The organism is Bradyrhizobium sp. BR 10261, from assembly GCF_019455395.1.
GTDB classification, from domain to species: Bacteria; Pseudomonadota; Alphaproteobacteria; order Rhizobiales; family Xanthobacteraceae; genus Bradyrhizobium; species Bradyrhizobium manausense.
In genome coordinates this window covers 1-23,732 of the sequence record NZ_JACOFQ010000009.1, presented here as the reverse complement: position 1 = coordinate 23,732, position 23,732 = coordinate 1, and the positions used below count along the sequence as shown (strand labels likewise).

Here is a 23,732-nt window from a genome sequence, read left to right as displayed (position 1 = left end):
CAAGCCCATCGCTACGGTGCATGGGGTTGTTTTCAGATCATGGTTTGGGGAGGCCAAACGAAAGCCTCTTCCCGGTGGGGAAGAGGCCTTTGCAGACGGCGACAGTTTCGACTGATGACGCGGTCCCTACTCCCAGGACCAGGCCGAGAAGTCGTTCTCGAACTGCGGAACTTCCTTCCAGACGCCTTTCAGCTTCTTGTTGATGACCGTCGGCCATTGCGGCTGGAACAGGAAGCCGGCCACGGCGTCGGTCGCCAGCATCTTCTGGGCATCGCCCAGCAGCTTGGCGCGGCCGGCTTCGTCAGGCGTCGAGACGATCTGCTTGTAGAGCGCGTTGAAGGCTTCGTTGTTGTAGCCGAGATAGTAGTCCGGCTCGGTGAGCTTGACGAGGTCGAACGGCTCGACATGGCTGACGATGGTGAGGTCGTAATTGTGCGGACCGTTGGGTGCGAACACCTGCGACAGCCACTGCGCCCATTCGACGTTCTCGATCTTGGCGGTGATGCCGACCTTGGCGAGCTGGGCCGCCAGGATCTCGCCGCCCTGCCGCGCGTAAGGCGGCGGCGGCAGCTTCAGACTGATCTCGAGCGGCGTGGTGACGCCGGCCTCGGCCAGCAGCTTCTTGGCCTTCTCGGGGTCGTAGGGGTTGATGCCTGTCGTGTCGACATAGCCGAGCGAACCCGGCGTGTAGAAGCTGCCGATCGGCGTACCGAAACCTTCGACGGCGCCGTCGATCAATGCCTTGCGGTCGATGGCGGCGAGGATGGCCCGGCGCACCCTGACATCGTCGAGCGGCTTCTTCTTTTCGTTGATGGCGACAATGGTCTTGGCCTTGGAGCCGCCGACCAGCACGGTGAAGCGCGGGTCGTTCTTGAACTGCGCGACGCCGCGGGTGGTGACGCGCGGAAACGCATCGACGTCGCCGGACAGCAGCGCCGCGATCTGCGCCGCGGGATCGCCGATGAAGCGGATCGTCACCTTGGACAGCTTGATCGCGGAGGCGTTGCGATAGTCGGGCCATTTATTCAGCGTGAGCGAGGAGCCCTTGACCCAGGCGCCCAGCTGATACGGCCCGGTGCCGACCGGCTGCGTCACGTTGGTCGGCGCGCTCTTCGGCTCGACGATGGAGCCGCTCGCCTGGCCCAGCAGGAACGGCAGGTTCGGCTCGGGATATTTCAGCGTGAGCACGATCGTGTCGGCGTCGGGCGCATCGACCTTCTCGAACGCCTGGAACAGGCTCTTGTCCTTGTTGGTGCTGTTCGCGGCCGCGTTGCGCTCGTAGGAGAATTTCACCGCGGCGGAATCGAAGGCTTCGCCGTTCTGGAATTTGACGCCCTTGCGCAGCTTGAACGTGTAGGTCTTCAGGTCAGGCGATGCGGTCCAGCTCTCGGCGAGCAGCGGCGAGACCGAGCCGTCCTCGTTGATCTTGGTCAGGGTCTCGTAGATGTTGTAGAGCGTGACCTCCGCGATCGCGGCGGCGGCCGCGTTGGTCGGGTCTAGCCCCGGCGGTTCCAGCGTCATGCCCATGACGACGCTGTCCTTCTTGCTCTGCGCCAGCACCGGCAGCGGCGCCGCGGCCAATGCGGCGGCAAAAGCGATGATCGTTAGCTTCTTCAACATGCCCAACTCCCCGGCCTTCTTCTGTCCTTCCGAGACTACGCCAATTCCGCAGCCGACACTAACCTTCCCGGGCGGCCTGCGGCAATGCCATCACGGCCTCCGCCTTGTGGCAGGCGGCGAGATGTCCCTCGCCCACCCTGCGTAGCAAGGGCGGAACCTCGCGGCAATGCTGGTCGGCGAGCGGACAGCGCGCCGCGTAGGGGCATCCGGTCGCCGCCGCCGATTGCGATGCGATCGCCTGGGCCCCGCGCCGGCGCCGGCCGCCCCCGGCCCGCGCCCGCGGCACGGCGTCCAGCAGCGCCCGCGTGTAGGGATGGGCGCAGCGCTCGAACAGATCTTCGGGGCGCCCCTGCTCGACCACCCGACCGAGATACATCACCGCGACCTCGTCGCAGAGATAATCGACGACCGCGAGGTCGTGGCTGATCAGGATGTAGCTGAGGCCGAACTGCTCCTGCAGGTCCTGCATCAGGTTGAGGACCTGGGCCTGCACCGAGACGTCGAGCGCGGAGACCGGCTCGTCCGCAACGATCAGCTTTGGCTGGGTGATCAGCGCACGCGCAATCGCGATGCGCTGGCGCTGACCGCCGGAGAATTCGTGCGGATATTTGTCCATGTCCGCTTCGCGCAATCCGACCTGCTTCAGCACCGTCGCGACGCGGGCACGGAAGGCGGTCCGGTCGGCATCGTCAAGCACGGTGAGCGGCTCGGCGACGATGCGGGCAATGGTTTGGCGTGGGTCGAGCGAACCGTACGGGTCCTGAAATACCATCTGGAAATCGCGCCGCGCACGGCGCAGCTCATCAGGAGAGATGCGGTTGAGATCGCGGCCGAGCAGCCTGACCTGCCCTGCCGCCGGCCGCTCCAGCGCCATCACGACGCGCGCAAACGTGGATTTGCCCGAGCCGGATTCGCCGACGATGCCGAGGCTTTTGCCGCCCTGGACCTGCAGGCTGACGCCGTTGAGCGCGCGCACCTCGCCGGGCGGACGGAACAGGCTTTCGCGCGGCAGCGTGTAACGCTGCTCGAGATCCTTGACGTCGAGAAGCGGCGCTGCGGTCATGCGGACAGCGCCCCGACATTCGCGGCCATCGAAACGTCGGTTCTGATGCAGCGGACATTGTGGCCGGCCCCGACCTCCACCATCGGCGGCAGCGCAGAGCGACATCGTTCGATCACCAGCGGACATCGATCGGCAAAAGTGCAGCCGGAGGGCAGATCGGCGAGCTCCGGCACCGTGCCCGAGATCGTCGTCAGCCGCGTCCCCTTACGCGCGCCGAGTTTTGGGCGGGCGCGGAACAGGCCCTGCGTATAGGGATGCCCCATCCGGCGGAACACCTCGTCGGTCGGCCCGCTCTCGACGACCGTGCCGCCATACATCACCATCATGCGCTGCACGTTCTCGGCGATGACGCCGAGATCGTGCGAGATCAGGATCATCGACATGCCGCGCTCCTCGACAAGATCGGCGATGAGGTCGAGGATCTGGCCCTGGATGGTGACGTCGAGCGCCGTGGTCGGCTCATCCGCGATCAACAGGTCCGGCTCGCAGGCGAGCGCCATCGCAATGGTGACGCGCTGGCGCTGGCCGCCGGAGAATTGGTGCGGATAGGCATCGATACGCTTGGCGGGATCGGGCAGCCCGACACGGTCGAGCAATGCGATCGCTTCCTTGCGCGCCTGTGCAGCGGAGTATCTCTTGTGGCGCTGCAGGGGTTCTGCGACCTGGTGCCCGATCGTGTGCATCGGGTTCAGCGCCGTCATCGGCTCCTGGAAGATCATGCTGATGCGATTGCCGCGCAGCTTGCAGTAGTCCGCGTCAGGCAGCCGCGCGAGCTCGGCACCATCAAGCTTGATGCTGCCGGTGACGACGGCACTATCAGGCAGCAATCCCATCAGCGACAGCGCCGTGACCGACTTGCCGCAACCGGATTCGCCGACGAGCCCGAGCGTCTCGCCGCGCTTCAACGCTAAACTGACGCCGCGCACGGCCTGCGCCGGGCCGCGGCTGGTGTTGAGGCGCACGCCGAGATTGTCGACCTCGATCAGGATTGCGGAATCAGCCATCGTCATCGCTCCCGCGCCAGACGGGGATCGAGCAGATCGCGCAAGCCGTCACCGAGCAAATTGAGGCCGAGCACCGCGATTGCGATCGCCGCGCCCGGATAGACCGCGAGCATCGGTGACTGGAACAGCATGGTCTGTGCATCGTTCAGCATGCGGCCCCAGGACGGCTGCGGCGGCTGCGTGCCGAGGCCAAGATAGGACAGCGCGGCTTCAGCGAGGATCGCCAGCGCGAACTGGATGGTGGCCTGCACGATCAGGATCGACAGGATGTTCGGCAGCACGTGCTCGATCGTGATACGGAACGCGCCTTTGCCCGAGGCACGCGCGGCCAGCACGAATTCTCGCGCCCAGATCGCATTGGCCGAGCCGCGTGTCAGCCGGGTCAAGGTCGGGATCTGGAAGATGCCGATCGCGATGATCGAGGTCACCATGCCCGGTCCTGCCACCGCGGCTAGCATGATCGCCGACAGCACGGCCGGAAAGGCAAAGGTGAAATCGGAGAAGCGCATGATGATCTCTTCGGTCCAGCCGCGCTTGGCCGAAGCGATCAGGCCGAGGCAGACGCCGAAGGAAAGACCGATGCTGACCGCGATAACGCCGACCAGGATGGTCGAGCGCGCGCCAGCGAGCAGCAGCGAGACGATGTCGCGGCCGAAGGAATCGGTGCCGAGCCAGTGCGCCGCCGACGGCGGCCGGAGTTTCGCGGCGATATCGATCTCGTACGGAGACCACGGCGTCCACACCAGCGAGAGCAGCGCCGAGGCGACCACCAGCAGGCTGAGCAGGCCACCCAGCACAAAACTGCGATGGCGGACAGCGCGGCCCCAGAATGTGCGCGCCGGCAAGGGGCGCCTTGCGACCGGCGCGTCAGCCGGCGTGGAAAGCTGCGCGCTCACAGGTCGTGCACCTTGATACGGGGATCGATGAAGGCATAGAGCACATCGACCACGAAATTGACGATGACCACCATGGCCGCCAGCAGCATCACGCAATTGCGCACCACGATGAGGTCGCGGTTGGCGATCGACTGGAAGATCAGCCGGCCGAGGCCGGGCAGATAGAACACGTTCTCAATCACGATGGTGCCGGCCAGCAGGTTGGCAAATTGCAGGCCCATCACCGTCATCACCGGGATCATGGCATTACGCAGCACGTGGCTCCACAGCACCTCGCGCTTGCCGAGCCCCTTCGCGCGCGCCGTGCGGACAAAATCTTCGCGCAGCACTTCGAGCACGGCTGACCGTGTCACGCGGGCGAGGATCGCGGCCTGCACGACAGCGAGCGAGATCGACGGCAGCAGCAACGATTTGACGCCCAGCCAGATGCCGTCATCCCAGCCGGCGAAGCCGCCTGCGGAAAGCCATTGCAGCCGCACCGCGAACAGCAGAACCAGGAGAATGGCAAACCAGAAGTTCGGCAACGCGATGCCCACTTGCGTCAGCGACATCACGCCGACGTCGCCGAGCTTGTTGTGGTTGGCCGCGGTGTAGATGCCGGCCGAGAGCGCCAGCACCACCGTGATCAGCATCGAGATAATCGCAAGCGGGATGGTCAGCACCAGCCGCTCTGCGATCAGGCTCGCAACTGGCGTGCCATAGACATAGGAATTGCCGAGATCGCCGACGACGAGCCCCTTGATCCATTGCAGGTAGCGGATCGCCAGCGGCTGGTCGAGCCCGAGCTTGATCGTGAGCGCGCGGACCGCGTCAGGCGAGGCGTCAGCCCCCATCAGCATCTGCGCGGCATTGCCCGGCAGCGCGTCCAGCACCAGGAAAATGATCACGGATGCGCCGACCAGCGTCGCCAGCAATGTCAGGACACGTCGGAGGACAAATACGCTCATGCGCGGTCGGGCTCAGGCCTCATCAGCGGCACGATCAACATGTCCGGACGCCGGACGCAAGCCCTTTGCTGGCCTATCCATGCCGTCGTTCCGGCCGGCGGGCGAGAAGATCGGACGAGGCCTCGAACAGCGCACTGACCCGCAGCAATTCCGCGTCAAGCCGGAAGCGGCCGACGAGTTGGAGCCCGATCGGCAGGCCGTCGCGGCCGAAGCCGCAGGGCAGACTGATCGCGGGGTGGCCGGTCATGTTGAACGGCATGGTCCAGGGGAACCAGTGCGGCCGGACGCTATCAAACTGCACCCCGTCGATTTCGATCTTGCCGAACAGGTCCTGGTCGATCGGCAGTGCGGTGCGGGTGATGGTCGGCATCGCCAGCAAATGCCCATGCGCAAGCAGGGATTGCACCCGACGGAACAACGCCGTGCGCGCGAACATCGCCTCCTGATAGTCGACGCCGCTGACATTGGTCGCGAGTGCAACCTGCTTGATGAAGGCGTCGCTAAGAACCTCGCGATGCTCGGCCACCAGCTTCGAGAAGCGGGAGCGCCAGACGGTGTGGTTGATGGCGCGCCAGATCGGCTCGACATCGTAGCCCTCGCCGGAGAACTCCTCGAGCTCGGCACCGAGGCTAGCGAGCCGGTCGAGGCTCGCCTTGAAGGCGGCGGCGACATCGGCCGACACGGGCCGGCCAGGCGGCGAAGCACAGAACAGGATTTTTTGCCCGCGCAGATCGCCGCGCGGCGCGGCGGTGCCGATGAAGTCAGGCACGGGCACACCGATCGACCAAGGATCGCAGGAATCCTCGCCCGCCATCGCCTGCATCATCAGCGCCGTGTCGGCGACCGTGCGCGTGGTCGGCGTGACATAGGTCTGGTTGCCGAATGCATCAAGCGCCTGGCTGTGCGCGATCACGCCGTTGCTCTGCTTCAAGCCAACGACTCCGTTGCAGGCGGCGGGAATTCGCGTCGAGCCGCCGCCATCGGTCGCGATCGCCAGCGGCGCGATGCCGCTCGCCACCGCCACGGCCGCGCCGCCGCTGGAGCCGCCGGAGGAGCGCTCCGCGCTCCAGGCGTTGCGGGTGCGGCCGAACAGCGGCGAGTCGGTCAGGCACTTGCTGCCGAATTCGGGCGTCGTCGTCTTGCCAATCAGGATCGCGCCTTCCGCGCGCAGCTTCCCGACCGCGACCGCATCTTCGGTCGGCACATTGTCCTTGTAGGGAACTGCGCCGAAGGTGGTCCTCACGCCCTTGGTGTTGACGATGTCCTTGACCGTCATGGGAAGCCCGTGCACCAGGCCAAGCCGCTCGCCGGCCATCACCTTGCGCTCGGCCTCGCGCGCCGCTGCCATCGCCTCATCGCCGCAGATCGTGATGAAGCAGTTCAGCTTGGGCTGAAGCGCTTCGGCGCGCGCGAGCGCAGCGCGGGTGATTTCGACGGGGGAAATCTGCTTGTTCGCAATCAGCGAACGCAATTCGGTTGCGGACAGCAGGCAGGGATCGCCGTTCATCGTCAAATCATGCTCCGAAGCGGGCCGCCGTTGGCCTCATGCATTGACATCGAGAATGACAGTTTTGTTAACTCGGCGTCCAATACGATTTTGGTGGTCAACCCATACGGTTTGGGTATGCCTATGGATCTTCGCCGTCTCCGCTATTTCGTCGCCGTGGCCGAGGCCCGCAGCGTAGGCAAGGCCGCCGAGCAGTTGCGGATGGCGCAGCCGCCGCTCTCTGTCCAGATCCGCAAGCTCGAGGCAGAGGTCGGCGCGCCGCTATTTCACCGCGGCACACGCGGCATGGACCTGACGGAGGCGGGCCAAGCCCTGCTGGCGCGCGCCGGCGAGGCCCTGGCGCTGGCGGCCGACGGCATCGAAGCCGCTCGCGCAGTCGCGGCTGGCAGGCGCGGGCGGCTCTCGGTCGGCTACATGTTCGTGCTGGCGAACGCCGTGCTGCCGCGGCTGATCCCGGAGCTGCGGCGATCCATTCCTGGCGTCGATCTCGACTTCGTCGACCTCAGCGCATCAACGCGCGAGGCGCGGCTGCTCGACCGCAGCGTCACGGTTGCGCTGTGCATGCCGGCGATCCACCATCCTGAAATCCAGGTGACGCGGATCGGCGCGCAACCCTTCATGCTGGCGATGGCGAACAGCTCGCCGCTGGCACGTCTCGGCGCCGTACCGATCGCGCGCTTGCAGGGCCGCCCGCTAATCGCACTACCACCGCCGGAGCGGGACCCCGCCTCCTCCGCGGTCGCGGCCCTGCTACGGCGGCATCAAATCGTGATGCCGATCGCCAGCCGGGTGGAGACGGTGAATTCGGCGATGAGCCTGGTTCTTGCCGGTGAGGGGCTTGCGATCCTGCCGGCCTGTGCCAAGCTCGGTGCGCCGCGCGGCATCGTGTTCCGGCCGCTGGGCGATGTCGCCGATTCCATCGACATCGCGGTGTGCTGGCGGCGAGATTCGCAGAGCCCGCTCATCCCAAAATTTCTGAAATGCGCCGAAAAGGCTGTCGCGCGCCTGTAACGCGGCCTACCAGCTCCAGCTGATCTCGTGGCTCCAGGGCGGATCGGCGCCCGGGCGGGTGCAGGTGAGGCCGGCGCAGTTTGCGGCAAAAGACAATGCGCGACGAAGCCCATCGGCGCTGATGTCCTTGAGTTGCTGTCTGGCGAGACGGCCCTGCTTGTGCAGTGCGAACAGCAATGCGGCCTGAAAGCTGTCACCGGCGCCGATGGTATCGGCGACCGCGACCTTCGGCGCCTCGACCTCGATCTGGCCCGTCTTCGCATGCCAGGCAATGGCGCCGTTGTTGCCGCGGGTGATGACGACAAGGCTCGGGCCCTGCCCCAGCATGGCGTCCGCGCGCTGCTGATACGGCTCCTCGCCAAAGAGATAAGCGAAGTCGACGTCCGACATCTTGATGAGATCGGCTTGGGTCGCGAACTCCACCATGCGGGCAAGATAGCCCGGCTTGTCCTTGACCAGATTGGGCCGGCAGTTCGGATCGAAGGAGATCGTCGACGTCGCCTTGGCATCTGCGATCAACGCTTTCGTCTCGGCGGCGCCTTGATCGTTGACCAGCGTGGTCGAGCCGACATGAACAGCTTCGATCGTATCGAACGGGAGGGTGCCGCGCCGAAACGTCCAATTCCGGGTCGCGGTCTCGGCGTCATAGAACGCATAATGCGACTCGCCGCCGACGATGCGGACGAAGGCGAGCGTGGTCTGGTGGTCGCTGCGCGTGGCGAAACCAAGCTCGACATTCGATGCGGCGGCATGCTCCGCGATCATGCTTCCGAACATGTCGTTCGAGATGCCGCCGACAAAACCGGTGGAGGCGCCGAGCCGCGCGATGCCGATCGCGACGTTGAGACAGGAGCCGCCGACCGCCGGCATCACCGCTTCGCGGCCGTCGGCGTTTTTCGTCGGCACGAAATCAATCAGTGCATCGCCGCAAGAAATCAGCATGTCTCTCAACAGGTCCTTCTAACTCTTGGCGATGTCGCGCATCGCCGCGCGACTGTCGCGATCAACCTCGCGCAGCAGCTTGTACACCTCGCGCTTCCTGGTGTGAAATGCGGCCATGTCGGGCGCGGTCGGTTCGCTCTTGCGCCCGAGCGCCGACATCTTTGCCATGGTCTCGCCGATCGAGGCATAGGCGCCGCCGGCGACCGCACCGAGCATCGCGGCGCCCAAGAGCACCGGCTCCCTGGTCTGCGGCAACGCGACGGTGAGGCCGGTGGTATCGGCCATGATCTGCCGCACCAACGGGCTGCGGCTGGCGCCGCCGCCCATGATCATGATGCCGGCATGAACGCCATGCGCCGCAAAGGCTTCGATCACCTCGGCGAGTCCATAAGCGAGCCCGCACAAGCCTGCAACGAAGAGCCGCTCCATCGAACCGACATCGGTGTCGAGATCGAGGCCGGCGATCACAGCGCGCGTATCGGGGTCGGCGTAAGGCGAGCGGTTGCCGATGAACTCGGGGAGCACATGGACGTTGCGGGCGAGCAGTGCCGCGCGGCTGGCATCGCCGGCGCGCGCAATGATGCGGCGCTCGAGAAACTCGATGAGCTCAACACCCTCATCCTTCGCCGCCGCACTCGCCTCGGCATGGCCCGGATGCGATTTGAGCAGATGATCGATCGCCGCGCCCGCAGCCGATTGGCCGCCCTCGTTGAGCCAAAAGTTCGGCACCATACCGGAGTAGTAGGGACCCCAGACTCCTGGCACGAAGCACGGATCCTTCGTCGTCGCCATGATGCAGGCGGACGTTCCCATGATGTAGGCCAGGCGATCGGTGACGTCAGTCGTTCCGCCCGACCCGTCGCGTCCGCCGATCGCGCCGATGCCGCCGGCGTGAGCATCGATCAGGGAGGCGCCGACCGGGGTGCCCGCGGACAGGCCGAGATCGACGGCGGCGGCGCGGGTAAGGCCGGCGCCGAGCCGCGTGCCAGGGGCAACGATCTCGGTACCGATGCGGGCGTATTTTTCACTCACGAAGTCGGACAGGCCGATGCGCTTGAAGAACGGCGCGCTCCAGCCGCCGCCGTCATGGGCAAGATAATTCCATTTGCAGGTGACGGTGCAGGTCGAGCGCTGCAGCGATCCGGTCGCGCGCCAGGTCAGATAGTCTGCCAGATCGAAGAAATGCCCGGCGGAATCAAAGCTCGCGCGCAGATGACGCTTGAGCCACAATAGCTTCGGCATTTCCATCTCGGGTGAGATCGAGCCGCCGACATAGCGCAGCACGTCGTCTGCGGTCTCGTTGATCAGCCGCGCCTCGGCGATGGCGCGATGGTCCATCCAGACGATGACGTTGCGTTGCTTCTCGCCCGAGGCGCTGACCGTGACCGGCTCGCCCTCGCGGTCGAGCACAACCAGGGAACAGGTCGCGTCGAAACCGATGCCGCCGACACTGTCGGGCGCGATGGCCGCCTCCGCCGTCGCCGCCCGCACCGATTTGACACAGGCCTCCCAGATGTCCTGCGAGGACTGCTCGACGATGTCGCCGGCCTCGTGCCAGACCCGGATCGGATGCTTGGCGGTCGCAAGCAGCGTTCCCGCCTCGTCAAACACCCCTGCCCGCGTGCTCGTGGTCCCTACATCGACGCCGATATACGCTCGCGGCATTGTCGCTCCCGGTGGCTTCCGTCAGTTTTGACGGCAAGCCTACCAGCAAGTGTAGCCGCCATCCACCAGCACGATGCTGCCGGTCATCAGGCTCGCGGCCTCAGAGGCCAGGAACAGCACGACCGAGGCGATCTCCTCGACCTGCCCCATCCGCCCCATCGGAGTTCCACCGATCCAGGCGTCGTACATTTTCGGGGTGCTCTTCACGAAGGCGTTGAGCGGCGTGTCGATATAGGTCGGCGCCACCGCATTGACGCGGATGCCGCGCGCGCCCCATTCGGCAGCCAGCGACTTGGTCAGATGGTGCACGCCGGCCTTGGAGGCATTGTAGAAGCACTGCTCCTGCGGCTTGTTGACAATGAAGCCGGACATCGAGCCGACATTGACGATCGCGCCGCTTTTGGCCTTGAGCATATGCTTGCCGAACTCGCGGCAGCACCAGAAGGTGCCGTTGAGATTGACATCGATGACGTTGAGCCAGTGCTCATCGGTCACGGTCTCGGCCGGGGTTTCGCTGCGCGCAATGCCGGCGTTGTTGACGAGGATGTCAACCTTGCCGTGCCGGGCGACGAGATCGTTCGCCACCTCCGCCACCCGTTTGGTGTCGGTAACGTCCATGATCGCGGTCTCGATGTCATAACCCTTCGCCTTCAGGCTGGCCTTGGCGTCGCCGGCGACTTTGTTGTCGCGGTCACCAATAGTGACCTTAGCACCGGCTTCGGCCAGCGCTTCGGCGCAGGCGAGCCCAATGCCCTGCCCGCCGCCGGTGATGAACGCAGTCTTGCCGCTCAGCTTGAATTTTTCCAGGTACATGGTCGTAGTCCCGTTTCTTGTTAGTTCCTGATCGCATTGCCGCTCGCGTCGAAGCGGTGGATGCGCGTGGGGTCCGGCAGCAGCGACACGCGGTCGCCGGCATGCAGGCTCAATTCGCCGATGTAGCGCGCGGTCAGCATCCCGAGCGGCCCGGCGTCGACATAAAGAAAGGTGTCGCTGCCGAGGTGCTCGGCGACCGCGATCGTCCCCTGCCAGCCTCCAGCGCCTTCGCGCTCGATCTTGAGATGCTCCGGACGCACGCCGATTGTGGCCGCGCCCTGCTGCGCAGCGCTGTCGCCGGTGACGAAATTCATCTTGGGCGAGCCGATGAAGCCGGCGACAAAGAGATTGGCGGGCCGCTCGTAGAGCTCCAGCGGCGAGCCGTATTGCTCGATCTTGCCGGCGTTCAGCACGACGATCTTGTCGGCCATGGTCATGGCCTCGACCTGGTCGTGGGTGACATAGATCGCGGTGGTGCCGAGCTGCTTCTGGAGCCGCGTCACCTCGATGCGCATCTGCACGCGCAGCGCGGCGTCGAGATTGGACAGCGGTTCGTCGAACAGGAACCCCTTGGGCTCGCGGACGATGGCGCGCCCGATCGCGACGCGCTGGCGCTGGCCGCCGGAGAGCTCTCGCGGCTTGCGGTCAAGATAAGGCGTGAGGTTCAGCGTCGCCGCGGCCGCCTCGACCTTGCGATTGATCTCGTCCTTGGGCAATCCCGCCATCTTCAGGCCAAAGCCGATGTTGCCGCGCACGCTCATATGTGGATAGAGCGCATAGGACTGGAACACCATCGACAGGCCGCGCTTGGCCGGCGGCGTGTCGACGACGTTCTTGCCGTCGATCAGGATGGCGCCGCCGGTAACGTCCTCGAGGCCTGCGATCAGCCGAAGCAGCGTGGTCTTGCCGCAGCCGGAAGGACCGACAAAGACGACGAAGGAGCCGTCAGCGATGTCGAGATCGGCGCCCTTGATGATGTGCACGGGGCCGAAGGATTTCTGCACGCCTTGAAGTGTGATCTGACCCATGATCCGGCAGCCCCTTTATTTCACCGCGCCGAAGGTGAGCCCGCGCACGAGCTGCTTCTGGCTGAACCAACCGAGGACGAGAATAGGCGCGATCGCGAGCGTCGAGGCCGCCGACAGCTTGGCCCAGAACAGTCCTTCGGGACTTGAATATGAGGCAATAAAAACCGTCAGCGGTGCGGCCGCCGAAGTGGACAGGTTGAGCGTCCAGAATGCCTCGTTCCAGGCCAGGATCAAATTAAGCAGCATGGTCGAAGCAAGCCCCGGGATCGCCATCGGCGTCAGCACGTAGATAAGCTCGCGGCCGATGGTGGCGCCGTCCATGCGCGCGGCTTCGAGGATGTCGCGCGGGATCTCCTTGAAATAGGTGAACAGCATCCAGATCACGATCGGCAGATTGCCGAGGCAGAGGATGAAGACCAGGCCAATGCGGGAATCGAGCAGGCCGAAGGACTTGTAGATCAGGTAGATTGGCACCAGCACGCCGACCGGCGGCATCATCTTGGTCGAAAGCATCCAGAGCAGGACGTCCTTGGTACGCTTGGTCGGCGAAAACGCCATCGACCAGGCCGCGGGGACTGCGATCAGGAGCGCAATCAACGTCGAGCCGCCAGCGATGATGATCGAGTTCATCGCATGGTGGAAATAATCGCTGCGTTCCTGCACCGTCGCATAGTTTTCCAGGGTCCAGCGGAAGAACAGGAAGGACGGCGGGATCGCAAAAGCCTCGAGCTCCGTCTTGAAACTCGCCAGCACCATCCACAGGATCGGAAAGAAGATCAGGAAGCCGAAGAACCACGCCCCGATCGTCGAGACCACCACCCGCTGCGTTGTTGACTTGCGCGCCATCTTTCTAGGCTTCCAGGTTACGGCCGACGATGCGGACCAGGAAGAACGCGACGACGTTGGCGATGACCACCGCGACAAGGCCGCCCGCCGAGGCGCTGCCGACGTCGAACTGAATCAGCGCCTGCGAATAGATCAGGAAGGCGATATTGGTGGTTTGCAGGCCCGGCCCGCCGCCGGTGGTGACGAAGATCTCGGCGAACACCGTCAGCAGGAAGATGGTCTCGATCAAGATCACCACGGTGATCGGGCGCGCCAGATGCGGCAGCGTGATGTAGATGAAGGTCGAGATCGCGCTGGCACCATCCATCTCGGCCGCTTCCTTCTGCTCTTCGTCGAGCGATTGCAGCGCGGTCAGCAGGATCAGCGTCGCAAACGGCAGCCATTGCCAGGCCACGATCAGGATCACCGAGAACAGCGGCACGTCGTTGAACCAGTCGACCGGCGTGAGCCCGACCAGCTTGGCGAGCCAGGCGAACAGGCCCGAGACAGGGTGCATCAGCAGGTTCTTCCAGACCAGCGCGCTCACAGTCGGCATCACGAAGAACGGCGCGATCACCATCAGGCGGACGAAGTTGCGACCGACCACGGGCTGGTCGAGCAGCAGCGCCAGCGGAATCCCGAGCACGATCGTCAGCGCCAGCACGGAGCCGACCAGCACCAGCGTGTTCTGGAGCGAGGCGAGAAAGGCCGGATCGGTGAGGAAGTAGCGGAAGTTTTCCAGTCCAACGAAGGATTCCGAACCGGGATCGAGCAGGCTGTAATGCAGGGTCGAGAAATAGATCGTCAGCGCGAGCGGAACGATCATCCAGATGAACAGCAATCCGACGGCTGGCGCCAGGAGCGACCGCGCAAGAAACTGCGTCTGCCGGGTTGCCATCCTCGGGATCTCCCTCAGAGCGTTTTCGAGCGAAGTGGAGGCCTCGCGGGAAGAAAACGCGTCAGAATAAAACCTTGGGAAGAAGGCGGCCATCCATCGCGCAAGGAGTGGACGGCCGCGAGTTGAGCTCAGGGAGAGCTCGGGTTTACTTGATGTAGCCGGCGCGCTTCATCTCGCGCTCGGTGGCAGATTGCGCCGCAGCCAGCGCCGCGTCCACCGTCATCGATCCCGCAAGCGCGGCCGAGAACTGCTGCCCGACTTGCGTGCCGATGCCCTGGAATTCGGGGATCGCGGCATATTGCACGCCGACATAAGGCACCGGCTTCACGGTCGGCTTGTTCGGGTCGGCTGCGTCGATCGATGCCAGCGTCATCTTGGCGAAGGGCGCGGCTTTCACATACTCAGGATTCTGGTAGAGCGAGGTGCGCGTACCCGGCGGCACGTTGGCCCAGCCCTCCTTCGCGGCCACGAGCTTGGTGTAGTCCTTGCTCGTTGCCCAGGCGATGAACTTCTCGGCCGCATCGGCCTTCTTGGAGCCTGCGGGAATCGCCAGACTCCAGGCCCACAGCCAGTTGGCGTTCTTGCCGAGCCCTGTGTTGGGCGCCAGCGCAAAGCCGACCTTGTCCGCAACATTCGAGTCCTTCGGGTTGGTGACGAAGGACGCCGCGACCGTCGCGTCGATCCACATCGCGCATTTGCCGGCATTGAACAGTGCGAGGTTCTCGTTAAATCCGTTCGAGCTCGCGCCGGGAGGGCCGGCGTCCTTCATCAGATTGACGTAGGTCGTGAGCGTCGTCTTCCATTCCGGCGTGTTGAACTGCGGCTCCCACTTCTCGTCGAACCAGCGCGCGCCGTATGAATTGGCCATCGCCGAGAGGAACGCCATGTTCTCGCCCCAGCCGGCCTTGCCGCGCAGGCAGATGCCGTAGACGCCGGCGTTCTTGTCGGTGAGCTTCTTGGCGGCATCGATGACGAAATCCCAGGTCGGCTTTTCCGGCATCTTCAGGCCGGCCTTGTCGAACAGATCGGTGCGGTACATCACCATCGAGCTCTCGCCGTAGAATGGCGCGGCATAAAGCTTGCCGTCGACGGAGACGGCGTCCTTGATCTTCGGCAGAAGGTCGGCAACGTCGTAGTCGGCGCCGAGATTGGCGAGCGGCACCAGCCAGCCCTTCTTGGCCCAGATCGGCACCTCGTAGGTGCCGATGGTCAGCACGTCGAACTGACCGCCCTTGGTGGCAATATCGGTGGTGACGCGCTGGCGCAGCACGTTCTCCTCCAGCGTCACCCATTTGACCGAGATGTCCGGGTTTGCCTTGGTGAATTCGCCGGTCAGCCCCTGCATGCGGATCATGTCGCCATTGTTGACAGTGGCGATCGTCAGGGTCGTTTCGGCGATCGCGGGGACGGCAAGCAGTACGGACGCGCCGCAGACGGCGCCCAGGATGTGTTTCACGGGTGTCCTCCCTCAACTCGCGTTTTGAGCATATGCCCACGCGTTGGGCGTATGTTCGGCTGAGGTGCCGCAGATGTCAAGCAGGCGCGCAGGCGTTTTGGCAACTTATGAGTGCTGCGGTGCGGGAGGATGGGAGCTGATCCTCATTGAAGGTCGTCACGCCCGGGCTTGTCCCGCCTGCGCGGCCGTAGCCGCTTCGGCGCGGCGAAGGCCCGGGCATCCACGTTCTCAGGGCTGCAAGAAAGCGTCGATGGCCGGGTCAAGCCCGGCCATCACGACGCAGAGACCTTCGCGGAACCAAGCGCCTACCGGTCCAGGATCGCCCTTGCGGTGGCCTCGTCCGTGATCAGGCCGTTGATCAGGCGCCCGTTTAGGGCTGCTGCGATCGCGGACACCTTGGCCGCACCGACCGCGGCGCCGATAGTCGTGGCCTTCGCGGGCACCTCTGGCGGAATACTGGTGAGGCGCTTGTTGGTGCCGGCCTTGAGCAAACGGCCCTTGGAATCATAGGCCCAGCCGGTGATCTCGCCGATCGCGCCCTGCCGCATCATCTCGAACAATTCATCGCGGGTGACGAAGCCGTCGATATGGACCTGCGCTCTCTGATCCATTTGGCCGATGCCGACAAGACGCAGATCGGCCTTGGCGGCGACCGCCTTGACCTTCGCGATCGGCTCGATGCGAACCATCCTGTTGCGCTCGTCCTCGGACGACATCAGGAATGGCAGCGGCATCGGATAGTGCCGTGCGCCGGTGCGGTCGGCGAGCCGGCCGACGGTGTCGTAGAAGCTCGCCGAACCGTCCGCGGAGATGTTGCCGACCAGCGATACGATCTGGTGGTTGGGCCGGTCGATCGGGGTGACGCGCTCGACCGCGGCGCGCACGGCCCGCCCCGTGCCGAGCGCCACGATCACGGGTGTCTCAGAGCGCAGCGTCGCATCGAGCAGATTGGCGCAACGCTCGGCAATTCCGGCGTTGGACTGCGGCGAGGCTGGATCGGCAGGCACGACCTCGCAATGGCGGAGATCAAAGCGCTCCTTCAGGCACGCCGCCAGCTCCATGCAGGCTGCGATCGGATGTTCAAGCCGGAACGTGATCAGCCGCTCGGCGAGGCACAGCGACACCAGCCGCTGCGCCGAGGCGCGCGACACCTGGAGCATCTTTGCGATCTCGTCCTGGGTGTGGCCGGCAATGAAATAGAGCCAGCCGGCGCGCGCGGCGTCGTCGAGCCTGGATTTTTCGTTCTCGGCGGCCATGCGGCCTCACGCCCCCCAGAAATCGCTCATCTGTGCGAAGACCCGATCGGCCCCGACGGCGGACAATATAGCGCGGCCGTCGCGTCTCCGATAATGGCCGCCGCCGACAAATCCCCAGACCCTCATCCCGGCCGCCTTGGCAGCCTGGACGCCGCTGACACTGTCCTCGATCACCAGGGTGCGAGAAGGGCTGGCCTGCATCTTTCCGGCGGCATGGAGAAAGAGATCCGGAGCCGGCTTGCCGTACCTGACCATCTGCGCGGTGTAGAGCCGATCGCCGAAATGCGGGGCGAGACCGGTGACCTCAAGCGACAGCGAGACGCGGTCAAGGTCGCTCGACGATGCGACACAGCATGGCGTCTTCAATCTGGACAGCACGGTGCCGACGCCGGGAATCGGCTGGAGCGAGCCGGCAAACGTCTCGAGCACGCGCGCCTTCAGTCGCGAAAGGAATTCGCTCGGCAGAACCTGGCCGAGTTCGCGGTAATGCTGCTCGATTGCCCCCGTGCTGCGTCCGAGAAAGAGCTCGAGCGCCTGCTCCACGCTGAGCTGAAGGCCGAACTGCGCCAGCACCTCGGACAGGCAGCGACAGCTGAGCAGTTCGCTGTCGACGAGCACGCCGTCGCAATCGAAGATGATCAGATCGGGTTTTGGCCGGTCCAGGTCCATCCAGTCATTCGATCATATACCCAGATGATGAGCAATAGTTCAAAGCTCGGTACGCCGCGCCGGGGCAACCCGCGGCAGGACGAGCTGAAATTGCGTTCCGCCGCCCGGCTTGCTTTCAAGCCGGAGCTGCCCGCCCAACCGATCGACGACGATGCTGTGGACGACGTGCAGGCCAAGACCGCTCGCGCCATCGTGCCGGCGCGTCGTAAAGAAAGGATCAAACGCCCGCCGCTCCACGTCCGGCGCCATGCCGCAGCCGTCATCCGCAAACGAGAGCGCGATATGCTCCTGGCCGGAGGGGCCGATCGAGACGTTGATGGTCCCACGCTGGCCGCCGGGGAATGCGTGCGTCATCGCATTGACGGTGAGATTGGTCAGAGCCTGGCCAAACGGCCCGGGATAGCTGTCCATCGCAAGATCCGGCATGCAGTTGACGCTGAGCGCGATGCCACGCTGTCGAAGCTGCCGCGCGAATTGCGCGAGCACCTGGCCGGTCAGTTCGCCCGCGTCAAAGCTTCGTCGATAGGACTCGGTCTGATCGGCTGCAACCTGCTTGAACGATTGGACGCGCTCGGCGGCTCGTCCGAGATTGGTGACCAGTTGCGCCGACGCATCGTTCACCAATTCCAGAAACCCGATCAATGTCGAACGCCTGAGGTTACCGCGCGCGACTTCCGCCGCGAACTGTTCGGCCTTGCGCTGGAGCGTCGAAGCCACCGTCAGGCTGCTGCCGAGCGGAGTATTGATCTCGTGCGCGACGCCTGCGACCATACGTCCGAGCGCGGCGAGCTTTTCCGCCTCGATCAGGGAGTCCTGGATATCGCGCAAGTGCCGAAGCGCCGTTTCGGCAGCATCTCTGGCCCCGCGGATTTCGCGTTCGGCCCGCTTTCGTTCGGTGATCTCCTCAGCCGCCACATTGACTGCAACGATCTCGCCATTTGGCATCCGCAGCGGATGCCAATAGGTGACCCAGGAACGCTCATCGAGCTGATCAGCCCGCTGCCCCGCCACTTCGATGCCGATCACTGGCTCGCCCGTTACCATGATCGAACGCACGATCTGTTCGACTGACTCCGCCAACGCGGGCACGCAATCCCGCACGGTATGCCCGAGATGTCCCTCGACGGAGATACCGCAGATTTCGGTCAGGCGCTGGTTGATCAGCAGATACCGGCAGTCCGGCGACAGACAGGCGAGCCCGATCGGGGCGGTATCGTAGATCAGCTGCAACGCCGGCAATGTCGAGACCAGCATCACCTCCGATGCGGGCGATGACCTCACTGTGCTCGTCACTCGAATTCCCCGTGACCCTTGCGCCAACTGCATGAAATTCGCGCGGGATTGGTCGTCGGTTGATCTAGATCAACAGGCCAAGCGGCGTCACAGCCACCGGCCTTCGACGCAGCGTAGCCTTCATCGCGATTTTGAAGAAGCGGCCGGCCGCGGTCGAGAGATCGCGGCCCGGTGGCGTGATCACTCCGGTCAAAACAGAACAAAGGCGCCGATCAGCAAACCCGCCGCGAAGGACAGCAGTCCCAGGGTGCAGACGGAAACGATGCGCACGAGGATGCGAAGCCGCACCTCATACTCGTCGTCCGTCATTTCGTTGATACGTGCCGCCACTGGTGCTGCCCTGCCCGTGCGCTGTTCGGCAACCTGTGGATCTTAGCCCAAATCATGGTCAAGGCGAGGCATCGGTCTCGGTCGCGATGCCAATGCCGTGATGGGATTGAGGAAAATTGGACCGTATCAGGGCGGAGCCGGAGCCCCGCCCCGAGGGTAATCTATTCCTATCGCCGCTGGTTATAGACGTCGATGCACACAGCTCCGAGCAGCACCAGGCCCTTGATGACCTGCTGGTAGTCGATGCCGATGCCGAGGATGGACATGCCGTTGTTCATCACGCCCATGATCATGGCGCCGACCACGGCACCGCCGACGCGGCCGACGCCGCCATAGGCCGAAGCGCCACCAATGAAGCAAGCGGCGATGACGTCGAGCTCGAAGCCGAGACCGGCTTTCGGCGTCGCGGTGTTGAGGCGCGCGGCGAAGACGAGACCGGCGAGCGCGGCGAGCACGCCCATGTTGACGAAGGTGAAGAAAGTCAGCCGTTCGGTCTTGATGCCCGACAGGCCTGCCGCCTTGGCGTTGCCACCAACGGCATAGATCTGGCGGCCGATCACGGTGCGGCGGGTGACGAAACCATAGAGCGCGATCAGGACGCTCATGATCACGAGCACGTTAGGCAGGCCGCGATAGGTCGCGATCAAATAGGTGAAATAGAGCACGGCAAAGGCGAGCACGACACTCTTGCCAAGGAAGAACGCGTAGGGTTCAACCTCGATGCCGTGCGACACCTCGCGTGCGCGGCTCTTGGCGCTGGCGTAGACCAGACCGAGCGCCAGCACCGCTCCGATCAGCATCGAAGTGGGATGCAGCGTGCCGGCCTCTGGCAGCAGCTCCGGAATGAAGCCCGACGACAGCTTCTGGAAGGTCGGCGGGAACGGCCCGAGCGACTGGCCCTGCAACACGGCAAGCGCAAGGCCCTTGAACACCAGCATGCCCGCCAGCGTCACGATGAACGACGGGATCTTGAAATAAGCGACCCAATAGCCCTGCGCCGCGCCGATAGCCGCCCCGACCGCAAGACAGATCAGGAAGGCGAGCGTGTAGTCGACCTTGTATGTCACCATCAGAAGCGCGGCGACCGCACCGACGAAGCCCGCGACCGATCCGACCGACAGGTCGATATGGCCGGTGACGATCACCAGCAGCATGCCCAGCGCCATGATGACGATGTAGCTGTTCTGTAGCACCAGGTTCGTCAGGTTCAACGGCTGCAACAGCGTGCCGCTGGTCATGACCTGGAAGAACAGCATGATCGCAATCAGCGACATCAGCATGCCGTAGTTGCGCAAATTGTTCTTGATGAAGCTGCCGTGCCGGCGCTCCTCAGGCAGCGACACCGTCTTGTCGGTCATGGCTGCGATCCTCCCATCTCCGCGGCCCTGGCCGCGCCGTTTCCGTTGCTTCGTTCGTTGCGCATGATAGCGCGCATGATGTTTTCCTGTGTCGCCTCAGCGCCCGGGAACTCGCCGACGAAGGCCCCGTCGTTCATGACACAGATGCGGTCGCAGATGCCGAGCAGCTCCGGCATCTCCGAAGAGATCACCACGACGCCGCGGCCGGCCTCCGCCAGTTCGTTGATAATACAGTAAATCTCGTATTTGGCACCGACGTCGATGCCCCTTGTCGGCTCATCCAGGATCAGCACCTTGGGGTCGGTCATCAGCCATTTCGACAACACGACCTTCTGCTGGTTGCCGCCGGACAGCTGGCCGGTCTCCTGGTAGACGTCGGAGCAGCGGATCCGCATCCGGTTGCGGTAATCGCTGGCGACCTTCAGCTCGGCGATGTCGTCGATCACCCGCCCCGGCGCGACCTGGTCGAGGCTCGCCAGTGTAATGTTCTTGCGCACGTCGTCGGCCAGGATCAGGCCGAGCTGCTTGCGGTCCTCGGTGACATAGGCAAGGCCGGCGTCGATGGCGGCCGCGACGGTCGGCAGCACGATCTCGTGACCCTCGAGGGCGATGCGGCCGCTGATATTGGTCCCCCAGGAGCGGCCGAACAGGCTCATGGCGAACTCGGTGCGACCGGCCCCCATCAGCCCGGCAATGCCGACGACCTCGCCGCGCTTGACGCCGAAATTGACATTCTTGATCACCTGCCGATCGGGATGGATGGGGTGATAGACCGACCAGTTCGAAACCTCGAGCACCGGTTCGCCGATCTTGGCGTTGCGCTCGGGAAAACGATGGGCAAGGTCGCGATTGACCATGCTGCGGATGATGCGGTCTTCCTGGATCGGCTCGGCGCGGCAGTCGATACCGTCGACGGTGCGTCCGTCGCGCAGCACGGTGATGTGATCGGCGACGCGGGCGACCTCATTGAGCTTGTGCGAGATCAGGATCGAGCCGATGCCCTGCTCGCGGAACTTCATCAGGCGTTCGAGCAGTGCAGCGCTATCGGCCTCGTTCAGGCTCGCGGTCGGCTCGTCCAGGATCAGCATCCGGACACGTTTGGACAGCGCCTTCGCAATTTCGACCAGCTGCTGCTTGCCGACGCCGAGATCGGTGATCAGCGTATCCGGCGATTCCTTCAGACCGACCTGCGCGAGCAGCTCGCGCGTGCGCCGGTACACCTGGTCGCGATCGATCACGCCGAATTTTGACGGTGGATGCGAGAGAAAAATATTCTCCGCAATCGACATCAGCGGAATCAGCGCCAACTCCTGATGGATGATGATGATACCGAGTGCCTCGGAATCGTTGATGTCGCGGAACCGGCGCTCCTGGCCCTCGAAGATAATGGTGCCTTCATAGCTGCCCGCCGGATAGACCCCGCTCAGCACCTTCATCAAGGTTGATTTTCCGGCGCCGTTCTCGCCGACGAGGGCGTGGATCTGCCCGGCTTCAACCGAGAAATTGACGTCACGCAGCGCCTGCACACCGGCAAAGCTCTTGCTGACGTTGCGCATCTCCAGCATGGCGGTCATTGCGTTACGTCCCATCCGTTACGTCCCTCTCCCCGCGAACGGGGAGAGGGAAACTTGAGTGTCTTACTGGAACTGCGACTTCTTGTAGTAGCCGCTGTCAACCAGAACCTTCTCCCAATTGTCCTTGTACACCACGACGGGCTTCAGGAGATAGGATGGCACGGTCTTGACGCCGTTCTCGTAGGTCTTGGTGTCGTTGACGGTCACCTGCTTGCCGGCGAGCGCGGCGTCGACCATGTCGGCGGTCACCTTGGCGAGATCGCGGGTGTCCTTGAAGATGGTCGAATACTGATCGCCCCGCAGCATCGCCTTGATCGACGGCACTTCGGCGTCCTGTCCCGAGATGATCGGCATCGGCTGGTCGGCACTACCATAGCCTACGCCTTTCAGCGAGGAGATGATGCCGATCGAGAGGCCGTCATAGGGCGACAGCACGGCGTGGACCTTCTTGTTGCCGTAGTAGGCGCTGAGCAGATTGTCCATGCGGGCCTGCGCAGTGGCACCGTCCCAGCGCAGGGTCGCGACCTTGTCCATGCCCATCTGGCCCGAGGCGACCACGAGCTTGCCGCTGTCGATATACGGCTTCAGCACGCTCATCGCGCCGTTGTAGAAGAAGTAGGCATTGTTGTCGTCGGGCGAGCCGCCGAACAGCTCGATGTTGAACGGACCCTTGCCCTCCTTGAGGCCAAGCCCCTTCTCGATCGACTCCGCCTGCAGCACGCCGACCTGGAAATTGTCGAAGGTTGCGTAATAGTCGACGTTCGGCGTGCCGCGGATCAGGCGGTCATAGGCGATCACGGTGATGCCTTTCGCTTTCGCCTGCTTGAGCACGTCTGACAGCGTGGTGCCGTCGATCGCGGCGATCACGAGCGCCTTGGCGCCCTTGGTCACCATGTTCTCGACCTGCGAGAGCTGGTTCGGGATGTCATCCTCGGCATATTGCAGGTCGGTGTTGTAGCCGCGCTCCTTCAGCACCTTCACCATGTTGTTGCCATCGTCGATCCAGCGCGCCGAGGACTTGGTCGGCATGGAGATGCCGACGGTTGCCTTGTCCTGCGCGGAGGCGGTGAGACCTGTAGCCATCGTTGCGGCGCCCGCCAGCGCCATCGCCAGAAATGTCGTCTTCAATTTCAACATGCTTCACTCCCTCTGGGTGTCAGACTGTTTGTTAGTGTCGTGCAGTACATCGGTAAAGGTCGGTTTCGGGTCTCCTATGCGAGCTTGACGTCGGGCTCCGCGCGACCGCGCGCGGAGGCTTGTAACACAAAAGTGCAGCCGGCCTGTGGGTCGGCGGCGCGCGCCTCCGCGTCCATGTCCTGCCAGGCCGAAGTGACCAGCAGGCGCGATAGATCAGGACCGACGAAAGCAGGGCAGCTTGCCTGCTTGGCCGGCACATGCAGCGAGCGCAGGCACTCGCCTTGCGGAGAATAGACATCGACGCGGCTGGCGCCCCAACAGGCATTCCAGATCTGGCCATCGGCATCGCACACCGAGCCGTCAAGCCCGCCGACGCCGGCGTGACGCAGCAACACTTCAGGCTCGCCGCGCGGCAGGCCCGTGTCAGGATCGAGCGGCAC

At 64.2% G+C, this 23,732-nt stretch carries 22 protein-coding genes; 1 reads left to right on the top strand and 21 read right to left on the bottom strand.

Going from position 1 to position 23,732, the window contains the following annotated elements; all coding sequences use genetic code 11:
- Window positions 1-126: 126 nt before the first annotated feature.
- The 6 genes from HYH07_RS12335 to HYH07_RS12310 all read right to left on the bottom strand — a co-directional run bounded on the left by HYH07_RS12335 (window position 127) and on the right by HYH07_RS12310 (window position 7,037).
- On the bottom strand, window positions 127-1,620 hold the full coding sequence (locus tag HYH07_RS12335) for an ABC transporter substrate-binding protein (RefSeq protein WP_220002746.1): 1,494 nt from the start codon (window positions 1,618-1,620) through the stop codon (window positions 127-129).
- Between the two features lie 58 nt (window positions 1,621-1,678).
- Window positions 1,679-2,683 carry an ABC transporter ATP-binding protein gene (locus tag HYH07_RS12330; RefSeq protein WP_220002745.1) on the bottom strand — a complete coding sequence of 335 codons (1,005 nt, stop codon included), beginning with the start codon at window positions 2,681-2,683 and terminating at the stop codon, window positions 1,679-1,681.
- Window positions 2,680-3,687, bottom strand: coding sequence for an ABC transporter ATP-binding protein (locus HYH07_RS12325; protein WP_409363891.1), 1,008 nt, complete (start codon window positions 3,685-3,687; stop codon window positions 2,680-2,682). Before HYH07_RS12325 ends, HYH07_RS12330 begins: the two co-directional genes overlap by 4 nt.
- 2 nt (window positions 3,688-3,689) lie before the next feature.
- Window positions 3,690-4,583 (bottom strand): ABC transporter permease, encoded by an 894-nt coding sequence (locus HYH07_RS12320; RefSeq protein WP_220002743.1) that lies wholly within the window; start codon window positions 4,581-4,583, stop codon window positions 3,690-3,692.
- Complete coding sequence (locus tag HYH07_RS12315) at window positions 4,580-5,530, bottom strand: ABC transporter permease (protein ID WP_220002742.1); 951 nt, start codon at window positions 5,528-5,530, stop codon at window positions 4,580-4,582. The genes HYH07_RS12320 and HYH07_RS12315 overlap by 4 nt, the downstream gene beginning before the upstream one ends.
- Before the next feature lie 73 nt (window positions 5,531-5,603).
- Complete coding sequence (locus tag HYH07_RS12310) at window positions 5,604-7,037, bottom strand: amidase (RefSeq protein ID WP_220002741.1); 1,434 nt, start codon at window positions 7,035-7,037, stop codon at window positions 5,604-5,606.
- A gap of 123 nt (window positions 7,038-7,160) precedes the next feature.
- On the opposite strand from HYH07_RS12310, the gene HYH07_RS12305 reads away from it, so the two are divergent.
- Window positions 7,161-8,048: a LysR family transcriptional regulator gene (locus HYH07_RS12305; RefSeq protein WP_220002740.1), complete on the top strand. Its 888-nt coding sequence runs from the start codon at window positions 7,161-7,163 to the stop codon at window positions 8,046-8,048.
- A gap of 6 nt (window positions 8,049-8,054) precedes the next feature.
- Here the strand turns inward: HYH07_RS12305 and HYH07_RS12300 are convergent, their stop codons facing one another.
- The 15 genes from HYH07_RS12300 to HYH07_RS12230 form a co-directional block, all read right to left on the bottom strand.
- Window positions 8,055-8,990, bottom strand: a complete 936-nt coding sequence (locus HYH07_RS12300; protein WP_220002739.1) for a carbohydrate kinase — start codon at window positions 8,988-8,990, stop codon at window positions 8,055-8,057.
- An 18-nt stretch (window positions 8,991-9,008) separates the two neighbouring features.
- Window positions 9,009-10,655, bottom strand: coding sequence for an FGGY-family carbohydrate kinase (locus tag HYH07_RS12295; protein ID WP_220002738.1), 1,647 nt, complete (start codon window positions 10,653-10,655; stop codon window positions 9,009-9,011).
- A gap of 39 nt (window positions 10,656-10,694) precedes the next feature.
- The gene (locus tag HYH07_RS12290; RefSeq protein WP_220002737.1) at window positions 10,695-11,468 is read right to left on the bottom strand and encodes an SDR family NAD(P)-dependent oxidoreductase; all 774 of its coding nucleotides are present in this window, start codon (window positions 11,466-11,468) and stop codon (window positions 10,695-10,697) included.
- A gap of 20 nt (window positions 11,469-11,488) precedes the next feature.
- Entirely contained in the window at window positions 11,489-12,496 is a 1,008-nt protein-coding gene (locus tag HYH07_RS12285; RefSeq protein ID WP_220002736.1) for an ABC transporter ATP-binding protein, read from the bottom strand.
- A 15-nt stretch (window positions 12,497-12,511) separates the two neighbouring features.
- Entirely contained in the window at window positions 12,512-13,342 is an 831-nt protein-coding gene (locus HYH07_RS12280; RefSeq protein ID WP_220002735.1) for a carbohydrate ABC transporter permease, read from the bottom strand.
- A gap of 4 nt (window positions 13,343-13,346) precedes the next feature.
- Complete coding sequence (locus tag HYH07_RS12275; RefSeq protein ID WP_220002734.1) at window positions 13,347-14,219, bottom strand: carbohydrate ABC transporter permease; 873 nt, start codon at window positions 14,217-14,219, stop codon at window positions 13,347-13,349.
- A gap of 145 nt (window positions 14,220-14,364) precedes the next feature.
- The gene (locus HYH07_RS12270) at window positions 14,365-15,675 is read right to left on the bottom strand and encodes a sugar ABC transporter substrate-binding protein (protein WP_220002733.1); all 1,311 of its coding nucleotides are present in this window, start codon (window positions 15,673-15,675) and stop codon (window positions 14,365-14,367) included.
- Between the two features lie 305 nt (window positions 15,676-15,980).
- Complete coding sequence (locus tag HYH07_RS12265; protein ID WP_220002732.1) at window positions 15,981-16,931, bottom strand: sugar-binding transcriptional regulator; 951 nt, start codon at window positions 16,929-16,931, stop codon at window positions 15,981-15,983.
- Window positions 16,932-16,937: 6 nt separating this feature from the next.
- On the bottom strand, window positions 16,938-17,600 hold the full coding sequence (locus tag HYH07_RS12260; RefSeq protein ID WP_220002731.1) for an HAD family hydrolase: 663 nt from the start codon (window positions 17,598-17,600) through the stop codon (window positions 16,938-16,940).
- Window positions 17,601-17,639: 39 nt separating this feature from the next.
- The gene (locus tag HYH07_RS12255; protein WP_220002936.1) at window positions 17,640-18,854 is read right to left on the bottom strand and encodes a sensor histidine kinase; all 1,215 of its coding nucleotides are present in this window, start codon (window positions 18,852-18,854) and stop codon (window positions 17,640-17,642) included.
- Between the two features lie 228 nt (window positions 18,855-19,082).
- Entirely contained in the window at window positions 19,083-19,223 is a 141-nt protein-coding gene (locus HYH07_RS12250) for a hypothetical protein (protein ID WP_220002730.1), read from the bottom strand.
- 167 nt (window positions 19,224-19,390) lie between these two features.
- Entirely contained in the window at window positions 19,391-20,581 is a 1,191-nt protein-coding gene (gene mmsB, locus HYH07_RS12245) for a multiple monosaccharide ABC transporter permease (protein ID WP_057758942.1), read from the bottom strand.
- On the bottom strand, window positions 20,578-22,155 hold the full coding sequence (gene mmsA, locus HYH07_RS12240; protein ID WP_220002935.1) for a multiple monosaccharide ABC transporter ATP-binding protein: 1,578 nt from the start codon (window positions 22,153-22,155) through the stop codon (window positions 20,578-20,580). Before mmsA ends, mmsB begins: the two co-directional genes overlap by 4 nt.
- A 63-nt stretch (window positions 22,156-22,218) precedes the next feature.
- Window positions 22,219-23,292, bottom strand: coding sequence for a multiple monosaccharide ABC transporter substrate-binding protein (chvE, locus tag HYH07_RS12235; RefSeq protein ID WP_057758946.1), 1,074 nt, complete (start codon window positions 23,290-23,292; stop codon window positions 22,219-22,221).
- A 74-nt stretch (window positions 23,293-23,366) separates the two neighbouring features.
- On the bottom strand, window positions 23,367-23,732 hold a 366-nt coding region (locus tag HYH07_RS12230), incomplete at its 5' end, for an SMP-30/gluconolactonase/LRE family protein (RefSeq protein WP_220002729.1).

Bases quoted from the DNA above. Each gene is read 5' to 3' on its own strand.
- HYH07_RS12315 (WP_220002742.1), bottom strand. From the start codon at position 5,530: ATGAGCGTATTTGTCCTCCGACGTGTCCTGACATTGCTGGCGACGCTG.
- chvE (WP_057758946.1), bottom strand. From the start codon at position 23,292: ATGTTGAAATTGAAGACGACATTTCTGGCGATGGCGCTGGCGGGCGCC.
- mmsA (WP_220002935.1), bottom strand. From the start codon at position 22,155: ATGACCGCCATGCTGGAGATGCGCAACGTCAGCAAGAGCTTTGCCGGT.
- HYH07_RS12280 (WP_220002735.1), bottom strand. From the start codon at position 13,342: ATGGCGCGCAAGTCAACAACGCAGCGGGTGGTGGTCTCGACGATCGGG.
- HYH07_RS12335 (WP_220002746.1), bottom strand. From the start codon at position 1,620: ATGTTGAAGAAGCTAACGATCATCGCTTTTGCCGCCGCATTGGCCGCG.
- HYH07_RS12295 (WP_220002738.1), bottom strand. From the start codon at position 10,655: ATGCCGCGAGCGTATATCGGCGTCGATGTAGGGACCACGAGCACGCGG.
- HYH07_RS12305 (WP_220002740.1), top strand. From the start codon at position 7,161: ATGGATCTTCGCCGTCTCCGCTATTTCGTCGCCGTGGCCGAGGCCCGC.
- HYH07_RS12285 (WP_220002736.1), bottom strand. From the start codon at position 12,496: ATGGGTCAGATCACACTTCAAGGCGTGCAGAAATCCTTCGGCCCCGTG.
- mmsB (WP_057758942.1), bottom strand. From the start codon at position 20,581: ATGACCGACAAGACGGTGTCGCTGCCTGAGGAGCGCCGGCACGGCAGC.
- HYH07_RS12275 (WP_220002734.1), bottom strand. From the start codon at position 14,219: ATGGCAACCCGGCAGACGCAGTTTCTTGCGCGGTCGCTCCTGGCGCCA.
- HYH07_RS12255 (WP_220002936.1), bottom strand. From the start codon at position 18,854: ATGCTGGTCTCGACATTGCCGGCGTTGCAGCTGATCTACGATACCGCC.
- HYH07_RS12300 (WP_220002739.1), bottom strand. From the start codon at position 8,990: ATGCTGATTTCTTGCGGCGATGCACTGATTGATTTCGTGCCGACGAAA.
- HYH07_RS12330 (WP_220002745.1), bottom strand. From the start codon at position 2,683: ATGACCGCAGCGCCGCTTCTCGACGTCAAGGATCTCGAGCAGCGTTAC.
- HYH07_RS12290 (WP_220002737.1), bottom strand. From the start codon at position 11,468: ATGTACCTGGAAAAATTCAAGCTGAGCGGCAAGACTGCGTTCATCACC.
- HYH07_RS12325 (WP_409363891.1), bottom strand. From the start codon at position 3,687: ATGGCTGATTCCGCAATCCTGATCGAGGTCGACAATCTCGGCGTGCGC.
- HYH07_RS12265 (WP_220002732.1), bottom strand. From the start codon at position 16,931: ATGGCCGCCGAGAACGAAAAATCCAGGCTCGACGACGCCGCGCGCGCC.
- HYH07_RS12310 (WP_220002741.1), bottom strand. From the start codon at position 7,037: ATGAACGGCGATCCCTGCCTGCTGTCCGCAACCGAATTGCGTTCGCTG.
- HYH07_RS12260 (WP_220002731.1), bottom strand. From the start codon at position 17,600: ATGGACCTGGACCGGCCAAAACCCGATCTGATCATCTTCGATTGCGAC.